The following is a 21,397-nucleotide window of genomic DNA, read 5'->3' on the forward strand; positions in this document are numbered from 1 at the left end:
CAAGCCGTAGCGGTTGTTACGCCCAATATCCATCTCAAAATAACTACTTTATACCATCGTTATATTATTTTCGTCAATGAAAAGGACCGAGTGGGCTTTCCGGTTTTTCTTATATAATTATAAAGGGCCCGATACCACATTAGACAAATATGTTAAGATATAGCTTAATACATATGAGAGGGGGATGACTTCGTGAAGACAGTACTTGTGACAGGTTCAGGTAGTGGTTTTGGCTTCATAACAACACTGGAATTCTTAAAAAAAGGTTACAGAGTGATAGCGACAATGAGAACATTACAGTCACGTGATGAATTAATAGAAAGAGCCGAGGATGATCAGCTAGCATCCCAACTAGATATTATGGAAATGGATGTAACCGATGAGTATCAGATTCAATATGTTAAAGAATACATACAAACAAATTATAAAAAGCTCGACGTGTTAGTTAATAATGCTGGCTTTTGCCAAGCTGGATTTATTACAGATTTAACCACAGACGTTTTTCAAAAACAGCTGGATGTAAATTTGCACGGCGTTTTTCGTGTCACCAAAGTAATGTTGCCATTATTAGAACAGGCCAATAAGGCACATATCATTAATATAGGCAGTGTTAGCGGATATGCAGGTTTTCCAGGAATGTCTGCTTATTGTGCATCTAAGTTTGCTTTAGCTGGGTTCAGCGAAAGTCTACGAATCGAATTACTTCCGAAACAGATATTTGTCTCTTTAGTGGAAGCAGCATCCTATCAAACGGAAATTTGGGATAAGAGCTTGTCCAGTATTGACCAAATGGAGATGGAAAAAGACCCGATGAAAAGCGCGGTTCTGTCTTACGCACAACAAACATCAAAATCTAGTGCAAATCCGAGTGAAGTAGCTTCCTTGATAGCCTCGATATGCAGCAAAAAAAAGCCAAAACTCCACTATCCAATTGGCAAAGGGGCGAGAATGTTAGCTTTTGCTAAACGTCTTTTAACATGGACCTGGTTAGAAAAAATCATATTAAAAAAATTAAAACATAAAAAAGGAAAATTATGTTAGGATGGATGTGGAGGTGAATGTATTGTCAGAAGATATCATTCTATCACTAAAAAATGTAGCTAAATCTTACGGAAGTACTCGTGTTCTAGAAGCTATTAATCTTGATATCTATCAAGGTCAAATTATTGGTTATATCGGTCCGAATGGGGCTGGTAAAAGTACAACCGTCAAAATCATGTTAGGCTTGATAACGGAATTTGAAGGTGATATCGAAATATTTGGTGAGAATATTAAAACAAGTGGTGTAGCATATAAAAAACGCATTGGCTATGTCCCGGAAAACGGAGAAATCTATGATAGCTTAACACCTATGGAATATCTTTCTTTTGTCGGTGGACTATATGGAATGGATCAGCATGTGATCATCCGAAAAGCAACAGAATTGATGCGTTTATTTGAGTTAGAAGATGTACTACATACAAGGATTTCATCTTTTTCTAAAGGGATGAGGCAGAAAGTTCTGTTTATAGCTAGTATTATACATAACCCGGATTTACTCTTTTTAGATGAACCATTAAGTGGACTCGATGCCAACAGTATGATGATCGTCAAAGAGATATTAGATCAGTTAGCAAATCAGGGAAAAACGATTTTTTATTCCTCACATATTATGGACGTCGTTGAAAAAATCAGTAATCGGATTGTATTGCTTGCTGATGGTCAAATTGTTGCCGATGGAACATTTGAACAGTTACAGAAGCAGAATAAAGAAGGCTCACTTGAGGAAATTTTTAATCAACTGACAGGATTTCATCAACATCAAGAAATAGCCAGTTCTTTTGTTTCTATCGTGCAAAATGGTGATAGCGATGGATGATTTCAGATCATTGAAGATGTTGGATAAATTCCAATCGCTGTTTCAAAAAGCAAAAATCGATTACCCGATGATGCGGGAGATCCTGCAAATGAAATTAATGATGGATACGAGGAGAGTACCGACGATCTTTAATGATTCAAACTCAAATTCCGGTAATCAATTTCTGAAATCACTTGGTATCTATGCTTTGATGGGATTAATCCTGATTGCTTTCTTATTTGGTGATCAGTATATCTTTCAAGTCAGCATCATGTATGCTATTGTCATGTTTATTATTATGACATCGACCATTTCTGATTTCTCGAGCGTATTACTAGATGTTCGCGATAAAATGATTATAGGAACAAAACCAGTTGACTCGAGAACGGTTAATATGGCCAAGGTTGTCCATATCTCCATCTACTTATGTCAACTAACGATGGCGTTTACTGCTATCCCGATGATCATAGGGTTGTTTAATCAAGGGATTTTATTCTTTTTATTAAGTCTGATTGTACTGCTTTTTGTTAATTTACTGATTTTGATTATGACGGCATTGGTATATATCATTATCCTTCGTTTTTTTGATGGAGAAAAGTTAAAGGATATTATTAATTATATTCAAATTCTCTTAAGTATTTCCATGATTATCGGCTATCAATTAGTAGCCCGCACATTTGAGTTTGTAGATTTGAATGTTAACTTCAGTTTTGAATGGTGGCATGTATTGATGCCGCCGGTCTGGTATGGAGCGATATATGAAATAGTTTTAAATGGTGTAACAGATCTGTCGTATATCATACTCGCGATATTGGGTGTGATTATACCACTTGTAGCTATTTTTCTTTATATCAAACTGATTCCATCTTTTGAGCGCAACTTGGAAAAGTTTTTATCCAACAGTGGAAAACATAAACAAGCAAAAGAATGGTGGAGTCGTTTTTGGTCCAAGCTATTTGTTTGGAATCGAGAAGAACAAGTTTTCTTTGATTTTGCTACCAGAATGTTAAAAAATGAACGAGACTATAAGTTAAAGGTCTATCCAACAATCGGAATGGCTTTCATATTTCCATTTATATTTCTCTTTACGGATTTTACTAGTCGCTCATTCGACGAATTACGTGATGGTAACATGTATTTTTCGATGTACTTTAGCTTAGTTTTGGTTCCGGCAGGCATTCAAATGCTTCAATTTTCTACCAATCCAAAAGCAGCCTGGATATATCGCGCAGTACCGATGAAAAATGAAAATGTTTGTCACCGCGCAGTATTAAAAGCTTTTTTGGTTCGGTTGTTTATTCCGGTTTATCTCCTATTAAGTGCGTTCTTTTTAGTGATTTTCACAGAAAGAGTTTTATCTTTTTTAATTGTACTTATGTTAGTTGCTGCTCTTTATAGCAGGATTTGTTACCAAGTATTTCTTAAAAACGTGCTGCCTTTTTCTGAATCGTATCGAGTTGTTCAAAGCAAACAAACCGGTGAAGTTTTAGCACTCCTAGCCCTAACTATAGCTTTTGGCTTGATTCATTATGGAATGACGCTTATTACATTCGGCCCCTATATTTTTATCGGTGTTCTACTGATTATCAATGTGATATTGTGGAGGAAATAAAAATCATCCCCAGTAAGGGGATGATTTTTTAGATCAATTCTTCAATTTCAGCATTTTCTCGAAGTTCATCGATTTTGGCTTGAATTTCTTCTTGTTTTTCTTGTTGTTTTTGTGATTTAAGTGTTTGTTTAATTGAATCTTCAACATCTTCCAATGGTGGAAGGTCTTCTTCACTTTGCTCTGCTGCTGTTTGATAATATTCTTTGATTTCATCATCTGTTACTTCGATACCAAGTACAGACTCCATATATTTTTCAGAAAGTAAATCATTCTCGATTTGTTCCTTAAACATTTCTTCTGTATATCCGCTCGATTCCAGAACAGTAGCGTACTCTTCACCAAATTGTTCTTCATAAGTCGCTAGTTCATTGTCAATTTCTTCTTGCTCTACTGTAAGTCCCTCTGCTTTAGCATCTTGTCGGATCAGTTCCTGAGTAATTAATTCATTTAAAGTTTGCTGTTTTATAGCTTCGGTATCTTCTACTTCTTGTCCGGCCTGTTCTAATGTGCTTTTCACAAGTGGATAAATTTGATTGTAGGAAGAACCAGGAATTTCTTCACCATTAATAGTCGCTACAGCTTGGTCTTCTTCTACTAATTCATCATCACTAACTCCTTGTTGTCCTGTCGCTGCAGCTGAATCAGCTGCCTCCTCTTGTGCTTCTGGTTGTTCACCCTCAGCTTCACCTTCACTCTCAGGTGTTTCTTCTGCTGCAGGTTCTCCTGTATTGTTTTCATCAGCTGGCTCCTCGTCATCATTACTACATGCAACGGTGACAACAGCCAAACTAATCATCATTAATAGCATTAATATCTTCTTCATTAATAAACAACCTCCATATAACTCATTGTCTGTCCATTCAAACATAGGTGATAGAACAATTGCAACCCATATTATCTCAAGTTTAGCAACATTATTCCCATCATACCAGTAATCTGATTATTTTATTACATTTAAACAACAAAAAAGCACTCATTTCACACTTTTTCCATAGTGTTGTTTCTCTTAATTGGGAATAATAATAATAGGAGTGAAAATAGATGAAAGATATGTCAAAAATAGCTATCTTTACTTTAATAATTGGATTTATCATTATTGCTGTAACGGTTTCTCTTTTTATCGAATTAGCAGGTGATGTGCTAGAAGAAGAGAAGTTTTTCGCCGATCGTGTTTTTCAGGAGTTTATTGTCTTTGCAGAGGAGGATTGGCTTTATCAGCTGATGGGGGTGGTTACAGAAGCGGGGTCGATTCTCTTTTTAACGATAGCTTCTGTCTTACTAGCTGTCTATCTTTTCTTTGCGAAAAAAAGTAAATGGTACAGTATGTTCTTCAGTATCAATATGATAGGGATTAGTTTATTAACACAAGTATTGAAGCTTGTGTTTGAGCGGGAGCGACCGGAATTAATTGCACAATATGGTGGAACAGGTTTTAGCTTTCCTAGTGGACATTCAACGGGCTCCGTTGCCTTTTATGGATTTGTTGGCTACCTATTGTGGAAAAAGATTTCAACGAAATGGCTAAGAGTTTCTTCTGTTTTGTTCTTTGCGTTTCTTGCAGTGACGATTGCCTTCAGCCGTGTCGTGTTAGGGGTGCACTTCTTTACCGATATTGTAGCAGGGATGTCACTGGGGGTCGGGTGGCTGATCACTTGTATTATTGCTTTAGAATTATTACTTTGGAGGGGAAGAAAAAAGCGTAATTCTTGAGAACGAATTACGCTTTTTTTGGTATTTGTCTAGCTCCGAGCGCCCAAAAACTAGGCGACTTCACGAATCGCCCTAGGATAAGTCATTATCGGTTCGCTTTTCTCAGTGATTCCTTTATCTCAGTTGATTCTGAAGCCGCTACGTTTTTAGGCGGGCTCTCTGCGCTTTTCCTATCTAACATAAAGAAGGTGGGATATGGAAGTTCGTATTAAATGTATAAGGTGGTGCCGGCTTCAAGGATGGAATGCCGCCATATGCGGGTGGATTTTGTACATAACGGAAATTGGAGCAACCATCCATCGAACGGCCATGTGCCCATCTTCCTTTTGCACTTTGATCCCCTTGTGAGAAGTTATAAAAATCATAAGCAACTTGTTGTTTCTCAAGATTACGAGGGAATGTTGATGGTACAACAACACCTTCTTTTTCTTCTAATTCCTCGATGGCTGCTAACCACATATTTTGGTGCATCGTATCACGAGCAATTAAGAAGGAAAGCATATCCTTTACTCCGCGATCCGATGTCATCTCGTACAGCCTGGATACTTGTAAACGTCCTTGGGATTCAGCGTTTAAATTCGCACGAAAGTCTGCAAGTAGATTCCCGCTGGCGATTATATAATCAGCAGTCCAGCGATTACCAACACTGTCACTAGGCATTGCACCTAATCCGGATACAATGGCATGCTGTGGATTCATCCCGCCAATAATCGCACCCAGCACGGGATCTTTAGCCGCTTCCTCCAAGTCACCCACAGGCGCATCATCCAAAAGTCGTGCAATCATGGTTGCTAACATTTCTACATGGGCTATTTCTTCTGTACCGACATCCATTAACAAATCCTTATATTTGCCATCCATTCGAACATTCCAGCCTTGAAATAAGTATTGCATGGTTACGGAAATTTCTCCGAATTGTCCACCTAACACTTCTTGCAGCTGCTTTGCAAAAAGCGGATCAGGTCGATCAGGTTTAGCTGGATATTGTAGCTCTTTTACATGATAAAACATTAACTCACATCCTTTAAAAAAGTAGGTCTCTGTCCATAATCTATGCAAGGGCGTTTGTCTATGTTACAAGAGTCTGTGTTTTGTTTTTCTTAGGTTCAATCATGTGACCTTGTTATCAATTCTTGCTATACTTTATTAGGTAACAAAAAGTAAGTAAGGAGGAACATAAAAGTGGATCAATTATTCAGTTCTTTTCAAATAAAAAATCTAGAATTAAAAAATCGTGTGGTAATGCCACCAATGTGTCAATATTCGGTAACGAAAGAAGACGGTACACCTAACGATTGGCATTATACACACTACGTAAGTCGTGCAGTTGGAGGTACCGCACTTGTGATTGTTGAGATGACGAACGTCGAGCCAGATGGAAGAATCTCTAATAATTGTTTAGGTTTATGGTCCGATGAGCAAATTCCAGCATACAAGAAAATTGTAGATGCTGTTCATGAGCAAGGTTCTAAAATCGCGATCCAAATCGCACATGCTGGACGCAAAGCGGAAGATGCAGAAACACCAGTTGCTCCATCTGCGATAAGGTTTAATGAGCAATATAAAGAACCACGTGCACTTTCAACAGACGAAGTAAAAGAAATGGTGGAGAAATTCCGTCAATCTGTTCGACGTGCTGTAGAAGCAGGGTTTGATGCGATTGAATTGCATGGTGCTCATGGATACTTAATTCATCAATTCCATTCCAGCTATACCAATAAGCGTAATGATGAGTATGGACAATTGACACGGTTTGGTGCAGAAGTAGTAAAGGCTGCCAAAAGTGAAATGCCAGAGGATATGCCTTTAATAATGAGAATATCTGCAACCGAATTTGTTGAAGAAGGTTATCAACTAGAAGGTGGTATTGAATTAGCAAAAGCCTATAAAGAAGCTGGTGTTGATATGTTTCATATTAGTGCTGGAGGAGAAGGTGCGATTGCCCCATCTCGAAATCCAGGAGGACACGCAGGATATATGGTTCCTTTTGCAAGAGCGATGCGTGAAGCACTAGAGGTGCCAGTCATTGCAGTAGGTCGTTTGGAAGATGCCCATCTAGCAAATTCTATTGTTGGAAATCAGGATGCAGACCTTGTCGCGGTCGGAAGAGGTATGCTTCGTGATCCGTATTGGACAATTCATGCTGCTCACGAGTTAGGTCAGAAAACTGATATACCTGTTCAATATGAACGAGGGTTTGCTTAATGATGAGAGAGACGTCACACATTAGTGGCGTCTTTTCTTTTTAATAGGAATGTTCTAGAATAGGGGTAACTGCATTTTTACAGAAGGATGTGAATATCTTGCAATTCAGACCATGTATTGATTTGCATCAAGGAAAAGTAAAGCAAATTGTTGGTGCTACACTTAATAATGAGAATAAAAATGTAATTGAAAATTATGTTTCTACATATGACAGTAGCTATTATGCGGAAATGTTTCAGAGAGATAACTTAACTGGTGGCCATGTGATTATGTTAGGAGATGGTAATCAAGAAGCAGCAATCCAAGCATTACAAACATATCCAGGTGGATTACAAATCGGTGGCGGAATTAATGCCGATAATGCGGAAGAATTCCTTAAAGCAGGAGCTTCTCATGTGATTGTGACATCTTATATTTTTCAAGATGGTGAGTTAAAAATGGATCGACTAGAGAAATTAATAGAGAAAATTGGCAAGGAACGACTTGTGATTGACTTAAGTTGTAAACAAAAAGATGGTAAATGGTATGTCGTCACAGATAAATGGACGAAATTCAGTAATATTGAAATCACCCCATCAACCGTTAATGAACTAGAAAAATACTGTGATGAGTTTTTAATCCATGCCGCTGATGTGGAAGGAAAACGAGGTGGTATTGCAGAAAACTTAGTAGCCAAGCTCGCTGATTATGTAGCGATTCCAACGACTTATGCTGGTGGAGTCCGATCGATGGAAGACCTCCAGCTTTTTGAGCAATTAGCAAAAGGGAAACTGAACGTGACAATAGGCAGTGCACTTGATATTTTTGGTGGGGATTTGTCTTATCAAGAAGTTGTGGAATACTGCAGACGTTAATTCCGCGGCTGATAGAAGGAGAACTAAACGACGGAAGTGGAACTACTGTCCAAGAGAAAAATGTCTGTCTTTTGTTCATGGAATATAAAAATCCTTGGAATGGCGTACCATTCCAAGGATTTAAGTATGATTTAATATGGATCAGATGGGTGCCCCATTGCTCCAGCTTCTTGTACAGCATCTTCCATCATTTCCTTATTACTTTCCACGGCCATTTTTAAACCATCCTCTACACGTTTTCCATAATCATTATCACATTGATAAAAATGTTTGATCATTTGTTCTTGAATCTCTTGTCGACACCCGGATAGAGCCGAGACTAGATTTTTAATCAGATCGTCTTTTTCCCAATCGCTTAAGCGACGGTATGTTTCACCGGCTTGACCATAATTGTTTTCCCGGGAAATAGCTTTACGCTGTAAATTTCCTTCTACATATGGTTCATGTTCAACTCCAGGGTTTTTGTCTTCTTTTAAACCACCGATGATCGATGGTTCATAGTCGACATGCGGATTTTTAAAATCTCCATAATCTTGTCTGAAGTCCATTTGTCCACCAGTTTGATTGGTTGCTACTTTATGGTGAGGACGGTTAATCGGTAACTGTAAATAGTTTGCTCCAACACGGTAGCGTTGCGTATCAGAATAGGAATAGGTTCTACCTTGTAATAACTTATCGTCAGAGAAATCTAAGCCATCAACTAATACACCAGTTCCGAAAGCAGATTGTTCTACCTCGGCATGGAAGTTTTCTGGATTTCGATTTAATACCATCTTTCCAACTTTGTGCCAAGGATAATCTTCCTTATACCAAAGCTTCGTTGCATCTAATGGATCGTAATCCAATTCCGGATGCTCACCATCTTCCATGATTTGAACATATAGCTCCCATTCCGGATAGTCTCCTTTTTCAATGGCTTCATAAAGATCTTGAGTTGCGTGATTAAAGTTTTGACCTTGAACTTTCGTCGCTTCATCCTGTGTTAGGTTCTTAATCCCTTGGACCGGTTCCCAATGATATTTTACTAAGACTGCTTTGCCTTCTTCATTGACCCACTTATAGGTGTGAACCCCTGATCCTTGCATGTGGCGATATGTTGCCGGGATTCCCCAAGGCGAAAAGACAAATGTAACCATGTGCAATGCTTCTGGTGACTGACTGACAAAATCAAACATACGCTCAAGGTTTTGATAATTGGTGACTGGGTCAGGACGAAATGCGTGAATCATATCAGGGAATTTCAGCGGATCACGAATAAAGAATATTTTTAAGTTGTTACCAACTAGATCCCAGTTCCCATCCTCTGTGTAAAATTTAATGGCGAAACCACGTGGATCTCGTAATGTTTCAGGGGAGTGTTTACCATGAACTACCGTGGAAAAGCGGACAAAAACAGGCGTTTGCACTTCTGTATTAGTAAACACCTTTGCCCGAGTATACTTGGAAATTGGTTCTCCATTAACTGTCCCATATGACTGAAAATAACCATGTGCCCCTGTTCCACGAGCATGTACAATTCGCTCCGGAATTTTTTCTCTGTCAAAGTGACTGATCTTTTCCAGAAAATCATAATTCTCTAATGTCGTCGGACCACGATCTCCGACAGTACGAACGTTCTGATTGTCGGTAACCGCATGACCTTGTTGATTGGTCATCTTTTCTTCGCCGTGATTCGGGTTCTGTTTGTTCTCCATTCTCTAACCTCCTTGAGATTCGTCATCTCCAGTATTCCCCAGTTTTTGGAGGTTATGCGAGACTGAGTAAGAGGTTCTAAAAAAATGATTGGCTATGCATAACTTAAGTGATTTGGTGTAGTTTTTGATATAATGTTAATATATTCTAATTTCTATATATGGACAGCTAAACGATTATATGCTAGTTTTGGTTTTCAATATGGTAAGCCGTTTTCAGATTACATAGAGGATCCGAACAGCGTATTTATGACAAAGGAATTATAGTTTCAATTGATCGAGCAATGCTCCATTTTCTTGTGAATACCGAAACATCATGTAACTGAAAAAACAGAATGAAATAAGGTCATATAAGGAAATGTAGGAGGACATAGAACATTGATGAAAGTAACCATTATCATAATAGTGATTGTTGTGGTTATGCTAGGAGCTTATTTTTGGGTAGGGAACTATTTTTACAATTTCGCATTGAATGCACAGAAAGAAAAACTATTTATTAAAGATAATCCTCATTTAGCAAGAAGTGAAGCAATACTTCCTGAGGTTGCTGAAAAAGAAAAACTCACCGATAACACATTTAAAGAACGTGTCCCATCATCAAGTATCTCGATAATTTCCAAGGATAAACTACAGCTAAAGTTACATGCGGACCTTTATGAACAAAGAGAGCAAAATCATAAATGGGCGATTGTTGTCCATGGCTATGGAGCAAAAGCTGCTGTGATGGTGAGATGGGTTCGTGGCTTCTATGATAAAGGATTTAATGTACTTGCACCTGATCTTCGCGGACATGGCCAAAGTGAAGGAAACTATATCAGTATGGGCTGGCATGATCGCTTGGATATCTTATCATGGATTGATCAAATATTAGCTATCAATCCTGACGCTGAGATTGTTTTATATGGGGTTTCGATGGGTGGAGCCACCGTTATGATGACATCAGGAGAAAAATTACCTAATAATGTGAAGGTCATCGTAGAAGATTGTGTCTATACAGCTGTTGACGATATTTTTGCTTATCAACTAGCTGATTTATTTAAACTACCGAAGTTTCCATTTATTAATGCTGCCAATACCGTAACTAAACTGCGAGCGGGATTTGATCTATATGAAGCGTCAGCGGTGAACAAGGTTCGTGCAAGTAAGATACCGATGTTATTTATTCATGGGGAAACGGATAGTTTTGTACCGTTTGAAATGATCGATAAAGTGTATGAGACAGCGAATGCTAATAAAGAGAAACTAGTCATACCAAAGGCAGGACATGGTGAATCTGTACAGGTTGATCCAGAGTTATACTGGACAACAATCTTTAATTTTGTTCATAAATATATAAGCTGATTTTTTATCAGGGGGAATTTACATGTTTGACTTTTTAGCTATCGATTATTAACTATTAACGGTATTTATGCTAACCGCTTTTATTATTTATATTGCACCAGGACCAGAGGGAAGAAGGTATGGACTCCTAACAGCATTTGGAATTCAAATGAGCGTACTTGTTCATATTGTACTAGCAGTATTAGGATTACCCGCTATTCTCATGACTTCTATATGGACTTTTCTCATTTTGAAATATGTAGGAGCAGCGTATCTAGTTTATTTAGGAATACATACGTTATGAGACCGAAAAAATGTACAAATTTTTACTCAAAAGAAAAAGGTGAGTGTTCGTAAAGCTTTTATGGAAGGTGCGTTAACAGATATTTTTAATCCGAAAGTTGCGTTATTCTTCTTAACATTTATTCCGTAATTTATTAATCCAGGTTTATCTAGTACAGCTAGTCAGTTTATAATTTTAGGCATTATCGGTTTATTAGTAGATATTTCGACGGCTTTTATTGCTAGCTTGTTTGGTAATTTCTTAGCGGAAAATAAAACAGCGCTATGGTGGCAACAAACAGTAAGTGGGATTACTTTGTTAGGACTTGGTGCATGGTTGGCACTTGATGGTAAGTTAAAAAACTGATATGCAAGAGTGAAAGATCCGTTGAAACAACTGGATGGTGTGAACCGTTTACGAATGAATAAAATCCAAGGTGATCAGTGAATGATTTCTGGAGAGAAGAGAGGTAATTTTGATGAAAACAATTGGGCTAATAGGTGGGATGAGCTGGGAGTCTAGTGTTGAGTATTATCGTATTATGAATGAAGAAGTCAAACGTCAATTAGGTGGTTTACATTCTGCAAAATGCTTGTTGTATAGTGTTGATTTTGATGAAATTGAGCACTATCAATCTGAAGGGGATTGGGAAAGTGCAGGGAAACAATTAGCAGATGTGGCATTATCACTAGAAAAAGCAGGCGCTGACTTTATTGTTCTTTGTACGAATACGATGCATAAAATAATCGGTTATATTGAAGAAGTGGTAGATATACCGATTTTACATATTGCTAATGCAACGGCAACGAAGATAAAAGAATCCAAGATTAGAAGAGTAGGCCTACTTGGTACGAAATATACAATGGAACAGGATTTTTATAAGTCACGATTGGAAGAAAACGGACTTGACGTTTTAGTTCCGAATGGAGACGAAAGAGAGCATGTTAATCATATTATTTTTGAGGAGTTATGTTTAGGCAACATTAACAGTTCCTCTAAAGAATATTATCAAAAAGTAATTCAACACTTAGTGAATAACGGTGCGGAAGCGATCATTTTAGGTTGTACAGAAATTGGTTTATTGATCAAATCAGATGATGCGGAAGTACCATCGTTTGATACAGCAAGGATTCATGCACAAGAAGCTGTAAAACACGCTTTGATGAAAGGTGATTGATGTTCCAAAAAAAGGACATGTCCATAGAAATGTTCAAGCATTACTATGGACAATTAATACCTATCAAGGTGCTAAACGCCTGCAAGTCCCCCATCAAGGCAAGTAACGGAGGAAAGTTAAAGGGGGATCTCGATGCATTCTAGCTGATAAAGTTTACGTTTCATTGAAATCAATCAAAATTTGCTTCACCGTCGGGTATAAAGAAACGACTAAATAGACTTCGTCGTTTAATACGGCATCTGTTTGAAGTGAGTCAGAAACCGTTGATGTTGGATAATAAAACGGTAAATGGAAACCCATTTCAGTTTTGGGACGGAGTCGAAATCCGTCCATTAGATTACCAGCATCGTTAGTGATGAGATATAAAGGATCACTAATTTGTAAGGAAAAATCGGTGCCATTTAAATGATAATGAATAAAGTTGATCCCACTATGTTCCTCTTCATTATCTGAAATGTTTGTGTTTGTAATCGTTAGTTCTACGTCATAAATCATTTCAGGAAACGACATATCAAGATTTTCAAACAAGGAGGTTACGTCGTTTTTGCTAAGATTATATTTTGATATATATGCTTGATAGGATAAAATCTCCGCACTATTAACTGTAACAGTGTAGCCGTTCATATTTGAAATCTTCTTATTCTAATTATTAGACTGTAAATTTATTTTTACCGGGAAAACCTCTAATTCTAATAGGCCCATTTCCCTGTTAATGCAACGTTACCGGGAAATCTTCCAGTTACATGCATTCGTTTTCCTTGTAAGGATCGGATGTCCTTCAATCTTTACTGATAACTCTTTTCCAACTCATCAACTAGTGAGCCGATATAGGCGATAGCTTCTTTAATAGCATCAGGTTTACTCATATCGACTCCAGCTTTTTGGATAAGGTCCAGCGGTTTTAAAGATCCACCAGCTTTCAAAACCTCTAACCAATTTTCAGCTGCCGTTTTTCCATCTGTTTTAATTCTTTGTGCCACAGTTGTAGCCACTGTTAATCCTGCAGAATACGTATATGGATATAATCCCATATAATAATGGGGTTGACGCATCCATGTTAGTCCAGCTCCATCGTCAAAGCTGACCGTATCACCCCAGAAGTTTTCCAGTGCTTCTAATTTTTGTTGGGTTAACACATCAGCCGTTAATGGTGTGCCAGCTTCTGCTAAGTCATAGACGCGGCGTTGATATTCTCCTTCTAAGAGATGTGTAACAAAATTATGGTAATAGGTTCCAATGAGTTGCGTAATCACCCAACGTTTCATTCGCTTATTATCGGTTTTACTTAACAAATGGTTTGCTAGCAGTAATTCGTTGAGTGTCGATGGTGCTTCCACAAAGTATGTTGATGGATCAGTATTAACTAGTGATTGATGTTTTCCAGCTAGATAGAAATGCCCAGCATGCCCAAGTTCATGTGCAAGAACAAATGCACCACGCATGGTGTCTGTCCACGTGATCAAAATATATGGGTGGACACCATAGGGGCTTGAGCAGAATGCACCAGTTTGTTTTCCGATATTATCAGCTAAATCAATCCAGCGCTCGCTCAAACCTTTTTGGATAATTTCGCTATATTCTGGTCCCATTACTTGTAATGCCTCAAGTATAATTGCTTTGGCCTCTTTGTATGTTGTTGTCGGATTATATTCCGGGTCAAGAGGTGCTTTTAAGTCAGCATAGCGTAATTCGTCTAAGCCGAGCTTGTCTTTCAACAACTTGGCATAACGACGCATATGTGGTGCAAGTTCCTTCTGACTTACATCTAGTTGGTTTTGGTACATTTCTTTCGTTACTTGCTGAGGAGTCAGTAACATATCTGTAACAGAATCATAGTTTCTCAGGCGAGCTAATGTAACCTGTTTGGTTACTTCTGTAGCATATGTAGCCGCATAAGTATGTTTGTATTGGTACAATGTTTTAGTAAACGATTGATAAGCATCACGTCGAATTCGCGTATTCGCCTCTAGCTCATAACGGTCCTCATAAAGGGCCGCAGACATCGGTAGCTCTTTCCCATGTTCATCTTTGATAGAATCAAAGGTCATATCAGAGGATTTACTTCGTTCATAAATCATGAAAGGTGCGTCGTGAACCTCACCTAGAGCGGCTAATGTCTCTTCGATTTCTGGAGCTAAGGTATATGGTTTTTGCTCCAGGGTATCTTTAAGCAGTTTTTTATAAGTAACAAGTCCTTCTTCATCCTGTAAAAACTGCTTCACTTTCTCTTCAGAAAGTGTTAACAATTCGGATTGAAAAAAAGATAGTTGTGCTCCGATATTAGCCAGTACTGAGGCAAATTTGGCCGCATCCCGTTGATTAGCAGGATCACTTCCATCCGAACTTGCACGTAAGTTGGCATAAGTACTTACATGAATTAATCGTTTTTGGAAATTCTCGTAAGCAGTAAGTCCATGGAGTAAAGTAGTGGCGTTATTTACTAATTTTCCTTTGTATGGCGTTACTGTTGAAACATCTGATTGAAGCGCTGTTAATTCTTCTTCCCACGCTTCGTGAGACGGGAATAAGTCTGTTAGATTCCATGTTTTTTCAACAGGTACTTCAGATCGTTGTAAACGTGTGGACATAGAAATCACCTTTCTACCAAAATGGTCGATATATTCAGTATTATAGGACAGTCTGAATAAAAATAACAGCGTGGATTAGTATCATTGTGCTTCTTTCAAATTTTGTTGTTGTTGTTTCTTATTACTCTAAATAGTTGCCAGACTATGAAAAATCATACCAATAATAACAAGCAGTATGCCGATAAAAGACACGATGCTTGGCATTGGTGCACTTAGTAACCACAGTTCTCCAATTAAGGCAAACACTACTTCACCAGACTGTGTAGCTTCAACTCCTGCTAATTTCTCGTTATCATGTTGAACCACTTCAGTAGCATAGAAGAATAAGACAGTAGCAATAATCCCGGAAAAAACGGCGACTATAAAAGTTTGGCTAAGTTGAGATACTGCTGGTAGTCCGTGTGAAGCAAAACCATATAGGGATAAAAGAATCCAGAATGGCATGGATGCAATCGTCATACCTAGAATACGTTGAAAGGTATTAAGCTCACCATTTGCTACCTGCATCATTTTACGGTTACCCAACGGATAAGCCACTGCTGAAATAAGCAGGGGAAGTACACATAGTAGTACACTTACTAATGGTACTGCATTCGCATGTTCTAATTGCATCAAACATACACCGCCAAGTATAACAAGTGATATCATAACCGCTTGTATGGGGACTTTTTGTTTTTTATTTTTATCTAAGATAGGAACAAGAAAGGAGCCGGCGATAATAGTTAATTGGAAGGTGGCCGCAACAAGCCAACCTGGACCATATATAGTTGCAAAAGTGATAGGAGTGTAAAATAAGCCAAAGCCTACAGTACTCCATATCAACCATGCGCTTGGATTTTGTTTGATATGTAAGAGAACCGGTTTAATATTTCGCTTGAAACCAACAATTAATAATAATAATGGCAACATAAAAATGAATCGAAGAGAAGCACTCCAAGCCCAACTACCTCCATCCAATTCCATGGAGCGGTTCAGTATAAACGTAACAGAAAAAAACATAGCCGCGAGAATACCAATCATAATTGCTTTCATTCTCTTCACCTCGTTTTAAGCATATCACAGAGGTAAATGATCGCAAGTAATGGATCTTAAACGAAGGTACTTAGGAAAGTAATCTTACATATTTATACCACTTGTTGAAGTATATAAGTTTTCCGTATCCTACTGTATAACAAACGAGAGCCAGTAAAATTGACACATCTCTTTTTTAGGGTGTATGAATGTTCATATCTATCATGATAGATATGGTCATCTCTGTTGCAATAGTTGTTCTTCACTCAAATCACCAACGATTAATCGCCTTGTTGGCATGATTTTTGATTCATATCCTTAGCTGTAAGTAATAAATTACATCTTCTTGGAAGGTATAGCTTAATAAGTTAAGTGTTATCTATCCTTTCACCAAAAGTACTTTCTATATTCATCTAATTAGATTATAATCTAATTAGGAGGGGGTTATTATGCAACTGAGTAAAATTGTACATTTTCATAAAACCATAGGAGATAAGACACGTATTCGAATTATCTACCTGTTAAAATCAGGACCACTTCATGGCCAAGCAATTGCAGGAAAACTGGGGCTGAAACCGCCAACAATATCTCATCATTTATCAAAGCTTAAAGAAATTGATGTTGTTTATCAACGACGTGATAAAAATACGATCTATTTTTACTTGAATGAACGCAAACTTAAACGAATGGCACAGGCAATTACACGAGTAGGGGGTGAAGATATGGGTGAAAGTGTAGAGATTAGTGAAGAGGAAAAGGCAAAGGTAGTCCGTAATTTTACCGACACTAATGGAAGGTTGAAGAATTTACCAGCACAAAGGAAAAAGAAAGTCATTCTTTTAGAGTACATGGTGCGGGGTTTAGAACAAGGGACTGTCTACACGGAAAAAGAAGTCAATGAACATATACAACAGTATCATGATGATTTTGCTACGATTAGACGAGAATTTGTTATGGCTCAATTTATGTATCGACAAGATGGATCCTATGAACTTAATCCAAAAGAAATGTGGCCTGTGTAGTCAGGTCATTTTTTTACCAAACTAATTAGATATGTATCTAATCTGTATTAAGGGAGGTCGTTCTGTTTTGTTAGGATATCAATTATTAAAAAAAGAACCTAAATATCAAATTATATTCTGGAGTTCAGTTTTAAATGGAATTGGCAGTCGATTCGCTCAAGTAGGTTCTTTCGCACTTCTATATTTATTAACGGAGTCAGGAGTTGCTTTAGGCATATTGTTGGCTTTACGTGTCATACCAACGATTGTATTCGCTCCACTTAGCGGTTATTTAGCCGATCATTTTCATAAGGCAAAGTTATTATTTTGGGTAGATACTTTGAGAACACCTTTTGCCTTACTCCCATTGTGGGCAGCATTTTCAGAAAAGTTATGGTTGTTATATCTCAGTACTTTGGTTATAGCTATTGGAGAAGCTGTTTATAATCCAGTACGTTTTGCTCTTATTCCCGATATTGTTCAAAAGAAAAACTTATCAGTTGTGAATGGTTTGGAGCAAAATGTTGTAGGTGTAACACTTGTTTTGGGGTCTCTTTCTGGAGGTATAATTGCTTTTTTTACTAATGTAAATGTACTATTTTTCTTTCATGCGGTTTTACTTTTATGGGCAGCAACTTTAATGTGGCGCCTAACTAAGAGTAATATTAATTCAAAATCTTTAATGGATGTTGGAGACTCTTCATATAAAGAAAATTTGTATCTGATATTTCAAGTTGCAATATTACGAGTGTTCTTAATAGTTATGTTTCTTATGCCACTGGCAAATGGTGTAGATAACGTAATATTTAACTTAATTGCATTAGATACTTTTAACAAAGGCGATTTAGGCGTTGGCTTGATTTATGCTGCTTTAGGGCTGGGCTTTGTTTTAAGTTCTTCGATATCAAAGTGGATTCGAGGAAAATTCATTACTGTGGGGGTATGGATGATTTTATTGGAGGGGATTGGACATTTGTTACTGAGCCAATCATTCCATTTTGTGCAAGCATTATTGATTGCCATTTTCATTACTTTTGTAGGTGGTATCAGTAACATATGTTTTGATACTGTTCTAATGAAAATACTTCCTGCTTCGAAACGGGGATTTTTATTTGGTACTTTAACTATGTTTCAGAATAGCTCGATGGGTATTGCAATGATTGGTGCAGGATTTCTAACGGAATGGCTTTCTCCTTTACAAAGTTCTATTCTAGTTGGTGTTACTTACATCCTTTTTACCCTAATCTTTATGTTGGCATTCAAAAGTGTAAATTTTCATGGATCACTACGTATGCTTAGAAATACTGATAAGCTCATCAAGGGTAAATAAATTTGCTCTTAGAGCCCTAAAAGTAGTTTGCTATTTCATCCAGGCGTTTTCATGAATAAAAGGTACGCCTGGATGCTGGAAGATTGTAGATACTTTATATGAACATTGTCGGCAAAACGAGTCGTCCATGAGCTACAACAGGAAAATATGTTTGTTGATGATGCAGAGCGAATGTACTTACCAGAATTTCAAAAAGATAAGCTAATTAGATTGTGTATAGCTCAAGTTGATCGAGATCGAATAGCTCAAGGAGTAGAAAACATTGCGAAATATATAGACTCTTTGAAGCATCAACAAGTCAGTTTTATTGAAGGGATAAACCAGCGACTTTAGTTTTAAATATTCAAATCTCTGCATCAGTGAGGTAAGAACCTCCAACTGATGGAGTCACACCTTAAATTTCTTCATTAGTAACTTTCATCTTTAGAACTATTTGATAAAGTTGATAAATGCTACCTATTGCAATGACGCCACCAAATATGACATAAGCCACTTGAAATTGGTTCATTGCATAAGAGAAAATAATGCCTGAAGCAATCAGTAATATGAATAGATGATAAGCAAAAAGAAATTTCGTATATTCGTTCATAATATTCGCTCCTATCTTAGTTTTCTTTCTATATTTTAACAAAAACATATAGTTATGGAAAAGTTTTGTTAAGGTCTATTTAGAATATTATCTAAAAATGTCTGATTATTACAATCATTTGTTAGAGTTTCTATGTATAATCATATTCAAAAAATAATAGAGGAGAGAAACTAGTTTATGATGCAACAATTACGAAAGCATTGTTCAGCCCAGGTAGGAGCAAAGGAAAAATATGTAGAAGACTGGAAGGCATATAATTATACAGTAGGTGGGAAGATGTATGCTATCATAGGAAGTGATAACCAAAATAATGAGCTGATATCATTAAAATGTAAGGTGGAAAAGTCTGAGATTTTACGGGAACAGTATCAGGATATAATGCCAGGTTATTATATGAATAAACAGCATTGGAATTCTATATATTATCGTAATGGTCGAGTTGAGCTACCATTAATTGAGCAATTAATTGAACACTCTTATGCTCTTATTTTCAATTCTCTAACAAAAAGAAAGCAAAAGGAAATATTAAGCGAAGCAGAGTGATGTATTAAAGGTTTTATATGACTGGATGGACCACCAAAAATAAGTGGTCCATCTATTATGTAGCTAATGTACTTTTCTCGCAGTGCTAATCCCCACTTCAGGTTTCAAGTAACATAAGGGTCAGTATAGGGATGACAGATGCTCATTAGTGGAATTTTAGCGTCTAGCTTCAGCATACCACTTTCGCAATTGATTAATATGTGCTTGATGATAGCGGTTGTGGTCTGCGATATGCCAAATTCCCCATTGAATGGTTGCTTGCTTTCCATTACCATAGTTAACTATTTGTTTGAGTTGTTTATCTGTTAATTGTAAGCATGCAGACTTCAACATACTCATGATGTCATCATAGTCTTTGACCAATATATCAAAACTAATTCCTTTAATTTCTGGGATGTGGCCATTATCGTCCCACATCGGACCATGTTTCACCAAAAGTTCCAAAGGAATTGATTCGCCTTTTATTCTGAATACCCAGTTTAAATCGACGAATGTTAAGTGTCTTAAGAGTTGAGCTGTACTATTATATTTCTGTTCGGGACCTTTAAAATCTACTTCTTCTTGTGACATATCAGCAACTATCGTTTTAAGACGTTGATAATTTTCATCTACCATTGCATAGAGGATACTTACTAAACAATCCATATTCTGATCCGCTTCAAAATCTGAAAACACCACCAAATCACTCCTTTTACAGTATTTTACCATAATTCAACATTGAAGGGCTATTTTTACTGAGGAGTATCATGCATTGGAAGCCAAACATAGCATAAATTTCGCTTATCTCAGTAATATGCTTTACAATAACATTAAAGCAAAAAAGTAGAGGTGTTTGACATGAAATATGCCATTTATCAAATGGATGTCGTCGTTGCAGATCCAGAAGCGAACAGAGAGAAAATTAAAAATTGGATAGAAAAACAGGTTAACGATGATAAACCAGATACTGTTGTTATACCAGAAATGTGGAATGCTGGGTATGCATTGGACAGACTTGATGGTTTAGCAGACAACAACGGAGAAAAGACGATTCCGTTTTTTAGCGAACTAGCTAAAAAACATCAGATCAATATTATCGGTGGTTCAATTGCTAATCAAAAGGAAAATGGCATTTATAATACGAGTTATGTATTCGATCGTAATGGAGATCTTGTCCATCAATATGACAAAATGCATCTTGTTCCGATGTTAGATGAACCAAAGTATTTAAGTGGAGGAGAAGCGAAAGGTGCTGTATTTGAACTAGATGGAGTGAAAATGGGGGTTGTTATTTGCTATGATCTTCGTTTTCCTGAGTTAATGAGAGCAATAGCGTTGCAGGGTGCAGAAGTGATCCATGTTGTAGCACAGTGGCCAACTTCCCGAAAAGATCATTGGAAATTCCTCCAACATGCACGAGCGATCGAAAATCAATGCTATATCATTTCGGCCAATAGTTGTGGTACATGTAATGGTACCGATTTTGCTGGAGAATCAATGGTGATTAATCCGTCTGGTGAGCTTGTTGCGTCAGGACTTCCGGAAACGGAAACGACTATCCGTGCAAGTATCGACTTAACTGAAGTAGCAGAAATACGTAAAAACATTCCCGTGTTTGAAAGTAGGGTACCACATTTATATGGAGAGTGATCAATATAGCAGAGTTC

At 37.3% G+C, this 21,397-nt stretch carries 21 protein-coding genes and 1 pseudogene; 14 read left to right on the forward strand and 8 right to left on the reverse strand.

Annotated features, from left to right (window positions below; translation table 11 throughout):
• The first annotated feature begins 192 nt into the window (after positions 1-192).
• Genes GHT08_RS11350 through GHT08_RS11360 form a run of 3 tightly spaced genes read left to right on the forward strand, consistent with a single transcriptional unit; the run spans position 193 to position 3,449 of the window.
• A complete protein-coding gene (locus GHT08_RS11350; RefSeq protein ID WP_163581526.1) occupies positions 193-1,041 on the forward strand; it encodes an SDR family NAD(P)-dependent oxidoreductase in 849 nt (282 codons plus the stop codon).
• A 22-nt stretch (positions 1,042-1,063) separates the two neighbouring features.
• Positions 1,064-1,858, forward strand: a complete 795-nt coding sequence (locus tag GHT08_RS11355) for an ABC transporter ATP-binding protein (protein WP_238343557.1) — start codon at positions 1,064-1,066, stop codon at positions 1,856-1,858.
• The gene (locus tag GHT08_RS11360) at positions 1,851-3,449 is read left to right on the forward strand and encodes a hypothetical protein (RefSeq protein WP_163581528.1); all 1,599 of its coding nucleotides are present in this window, start codon (positions 1,851-1,853) and stop codon (positions 3,447-3,449) included. The genes GHT08_RS11355 and GHT08_RS11360 overlap by 8 nt, the downstream gene beginning before the upstream one ends.
• Before the next feature lie 28 nt (positions 3,450-3,477).
• Here GHT08_RS11360 and GHT08_RS11365 read toward each other — a convergent pair whose 3' ends face one another.
• Positions 3,478-4,272: a SurA N-terminal domain-containing protein gene (locus GHT08_RS11365; protein ID WP_163581529.1), complete on the reverse strand. Its 795-nt coding sequence runs from the start codon at positions 4,270-4,272 to the stop codon at positions 3,478-3,480.
• Between the two features lie 218 nt (positions 4,273-4,490).
• Between GHT08_RS11365 and GHT08_RS11370 the strand changes: the two genes are divergently transcribed.
• A complete protein-coding gene (locus GHT08_RS11370) occupies positions 4,491-5,159 on the forward strand; it encodes a phosphatase PAP2 family protein (RefSeq protein ID WP_163581530.1) in 669 nt (222 codons plus the stop codon).
• A 174-nt stretch (positions 5,160-5,333) separates the two neighbouring features.
• Here GHT08_RS11370 and GHT08_RS11375 read toward each other — a convergent pair whose 3' ends face one another.
• Positions 5,334-6,170 carry a manganese catalase gene (locus tag GHT08_RS11375; RefSeq protein WP_163581531.1) on the reverse strand — a complete coding sequence of 279 codons (837 nt, stop codon included), beginning with the start codon at positions 6,168-6,170 and terminating at the stop codon, positions 5,334-5,336.
• A gap of 171 nt (positions 6,171-6,341) precedes the next feature.
• Here GHT08_RS11375 and GHT08_RS11380 point away from each other — a divergent pair, with 171 nt between their 5' ends.
• Complete coding sequence (locus tag GHT08_RS11380; RefSeq protein ID WP_163581532.1) at positions 6,342-7,364, forward strand: NADH:flavin oxidoreductase/NADH oxidase; 1,023 nt, start codon at positions 6,342-6,344, stop codon at positions 7,362-7,364.
• A 98-nt stretch (positions 7,365-7,462) separates the two neighbouring features.
• Positions 7,463-8,218 carry a phosphoribosylformimino-5-aminoimidazole carboxamide ribotide isomerase gene (gene hisA / locus GHT08_RS11385; protein WP_163581533.1) on the forward strand — a complete coding sequence of 252 codons (756 nt, stop codon included), beginning with the start codon at positions 7,463-7,465 and terminating at the stop codon, positions 8,216-8,218.
• A 131-nt stretch (positions 8,219-8,349) separates the two neighbouring features.
• Here the strand turns inward: hisA and GHT08_RS11390 are convergent, their stop codons facing one another.
• Complete coding sequence (locus GHT08_RS11390) at positions 8,350-9,912, reverse strand: catalase (RefSeq protein ID WP_163581534.1); 1,563 nt, start codon at positions 9,910-9,912, stop codon at positions 8,350-8,352.
• Positions 9,913-10,077: 165 nt separating this feature from the next.
• Between GHT08_RS11390 and GHT08_RS22195 the strand changes: the two are divergent.
• The 4 genes and pseudogenes from GHT08_RS22195 to GHT08_RS11410 all read left to right on the forward strand — a co-directional run.
• A pseudogene (locus tag GHT08_RS22195) lies at positions 10,078-10,176 on the forward strand (GNAT family N-acetyltransferase); the annotation flags it as partial.
• A gap of 111 nt (positions 10,177-10,287) precedes the next feature.
• Positions 10,288-11,250, forward strand: a complete 963-nt coding sequence (locus GHT08_RS11400; RefSeq protein WP_163581535.1) for an alpha/beta hydrolase — start codon at positions 10,288-10,290, stop codon at positions 11,248-11,250.
• A 67-nt stretch (positions 11,251-11,317) separates the two neighbouring features.
• Entirely contained in the window at positions 11,318-11,533 is a 216-nt protein-coding gene (locus tag GHT08_RS22595) for a LysE family transporter (RefSeq protein ID WP_163581536.1), read from the forward strand.
• A gap of 457 nt (positions 11,534-11,990) precedes the next feature.
• A complete protein-coding gene (locus GHT08_RS11410; protein ID WP_163581537.1) occupies positions 11,991-12,689 on the forward strand; it encodes an aspartate/glutamate racemase family protein in 699 nt (232 codons plus the stop codon).
• A 153-nt stretch (positions 12,690-12,842) separates the two neighbouring features.
• Here the strand turns inward: GHT08_RS11410 and GHT08_RS11415 are convergent, their stop codons facing one another.
• The 3 genes from GHT08_RS11415 to GHT08_RS11425 form a co-directional block, all read right to left on the reverse strand.
• Positions 12,843-13,313, reverse strand: coding sequence for a DUF5028 domain-containing protein (locus GHT08_RS11415; protein ID WP_163581538.1), 471 nt, complete (start codon positions 13,311-13,313; stop codon positions 12,843-12,845).
• A 161-nt stretch (positions 13,314-13,474) separates the two neighbouring features.
• Positions 13,475-15,277 (reverse strand): oligoendopeptidase F, encoded by a 1,803-nt coding sequence (pepF, locus tag GHT08_RS11420; protein ID WP_163581539.1) that lies wholly within the window; start codon positions 15,275-15,277, stop codon positions 13,475-13,477.
• A gap of 126 nt (positions 15,278-15,403) precedes the next feature.
• Positions 15,404-16,309: a DMT family transporter gene (locus GHT08_RS11425; protein ID WP_163581540.1), complete on the reverse strand. Its 906-nt coding sequence runs from the start codon at positions 16,307-16,309 to the stop codon at positions 15,404-15,406.
• A gap of 428 nt (positions 16,310-16,737) precedes the next feature.
• Here GHT08_RS11425 and GHT08_RS11430 point away from each other — a divergent pair, with 428 nt between their 5' ends.
• Together GHT08_RS11430 and GHT08_RS11435 are read left to right on the forward strand one after the other, a co-directional pair.
• Entirely contained in the window at positions 16,738-17,310 is a 573-nt protein-coding gene (locus GHT08_RS11430) for a DUF2087 domain-containing protein (RefSeq protein WP_163581541.1), read from the forward strand.
• Between the two features lie 67 nt (positions 17,311-17,377).
• Entirely contained in the window at positions 17,378-18,619 is a 1,242-nt protein-coding gene (locus GHT08_RS11435; protein ID WP_163581542.1) for an MFS transporter, read from the forward strand.
• A 394-nt stretch (positions 18,620-19,013) separates the two neighbouring features.
• Here the strand turns inward: GHT08_RS11435 and GHT08_RS11445 are convergent, their stop codons facing one another.
• Complete coding sequence (locus GHT08_RS11445) at positions 19,014-19,208, reverse strand: hypothetical protein (RefSeq protein ID WP_163581544.1); 195 nt, start codon at positions 19,206-19,208, stop codon at positions 19,014-19,016.
• Between the two features lie 177 nt (positions 19,209-19,385).
• On the opposite strand from GHT08_RS11445, the gene GHT08_RS11450 reads away from it, so the two are divergent.
• Positions 19,386-19,751, forward strand: coding sequence for an MmcQ/YjbR family DNA-binding protein (locus GHT08_RS11450; RefSeq protein ID WP_163581545.1), 366 nt, complete (start codon positions 19,386-19,388; stop codon positions 19,749-19,751).
• 156 nt (positions 19,752-19,907) lie between these two features.
• Here GHT08_RS11450 and GHT08_RS11455 read toward each other — a convergent pair whose 3' ends face one another.
• Positions 19,908-20,426 carry a DinB family protein gene (locus GHT08_RS11455; RefSeq protein WP_420370970.1) on the reverse strand — a complete coding sequence of 173 codons (519 nt, stop codon included), beginning with the start codon at positions 20,424-20,426 and terminating at the stop codon, positions 19,908-19,910.
• A gap of 162 nt (positions 20,427-20,588) precedes the next feature.
• Here GHT08_RS11455 and GHT08_RS11460 point away from each other — a divergent pair, with 162 nt between their 5' ends.
• A complete protein-coding gene (locus tag GHT08_RS11460) occupies positions 20,589-21,380 on the forward strand; it encodes a carbon-nitrogen family hydrolase (protein WP_163581546.1) in 792 nt (263 codons plus the stop codon).
• Positions 21,381-21,397: the final 17 nt, after the last annotated feature.

Source organism: Gracilibacillus saliphilus, assembly GCF_010994085.1.
GTDB classification, from domain to species: Bacteria; Bacillota; Bacilli; order Bacillales; family Amphibacillaceae; genus Gracilibacillus; species Gracilibacillus lacisalsi.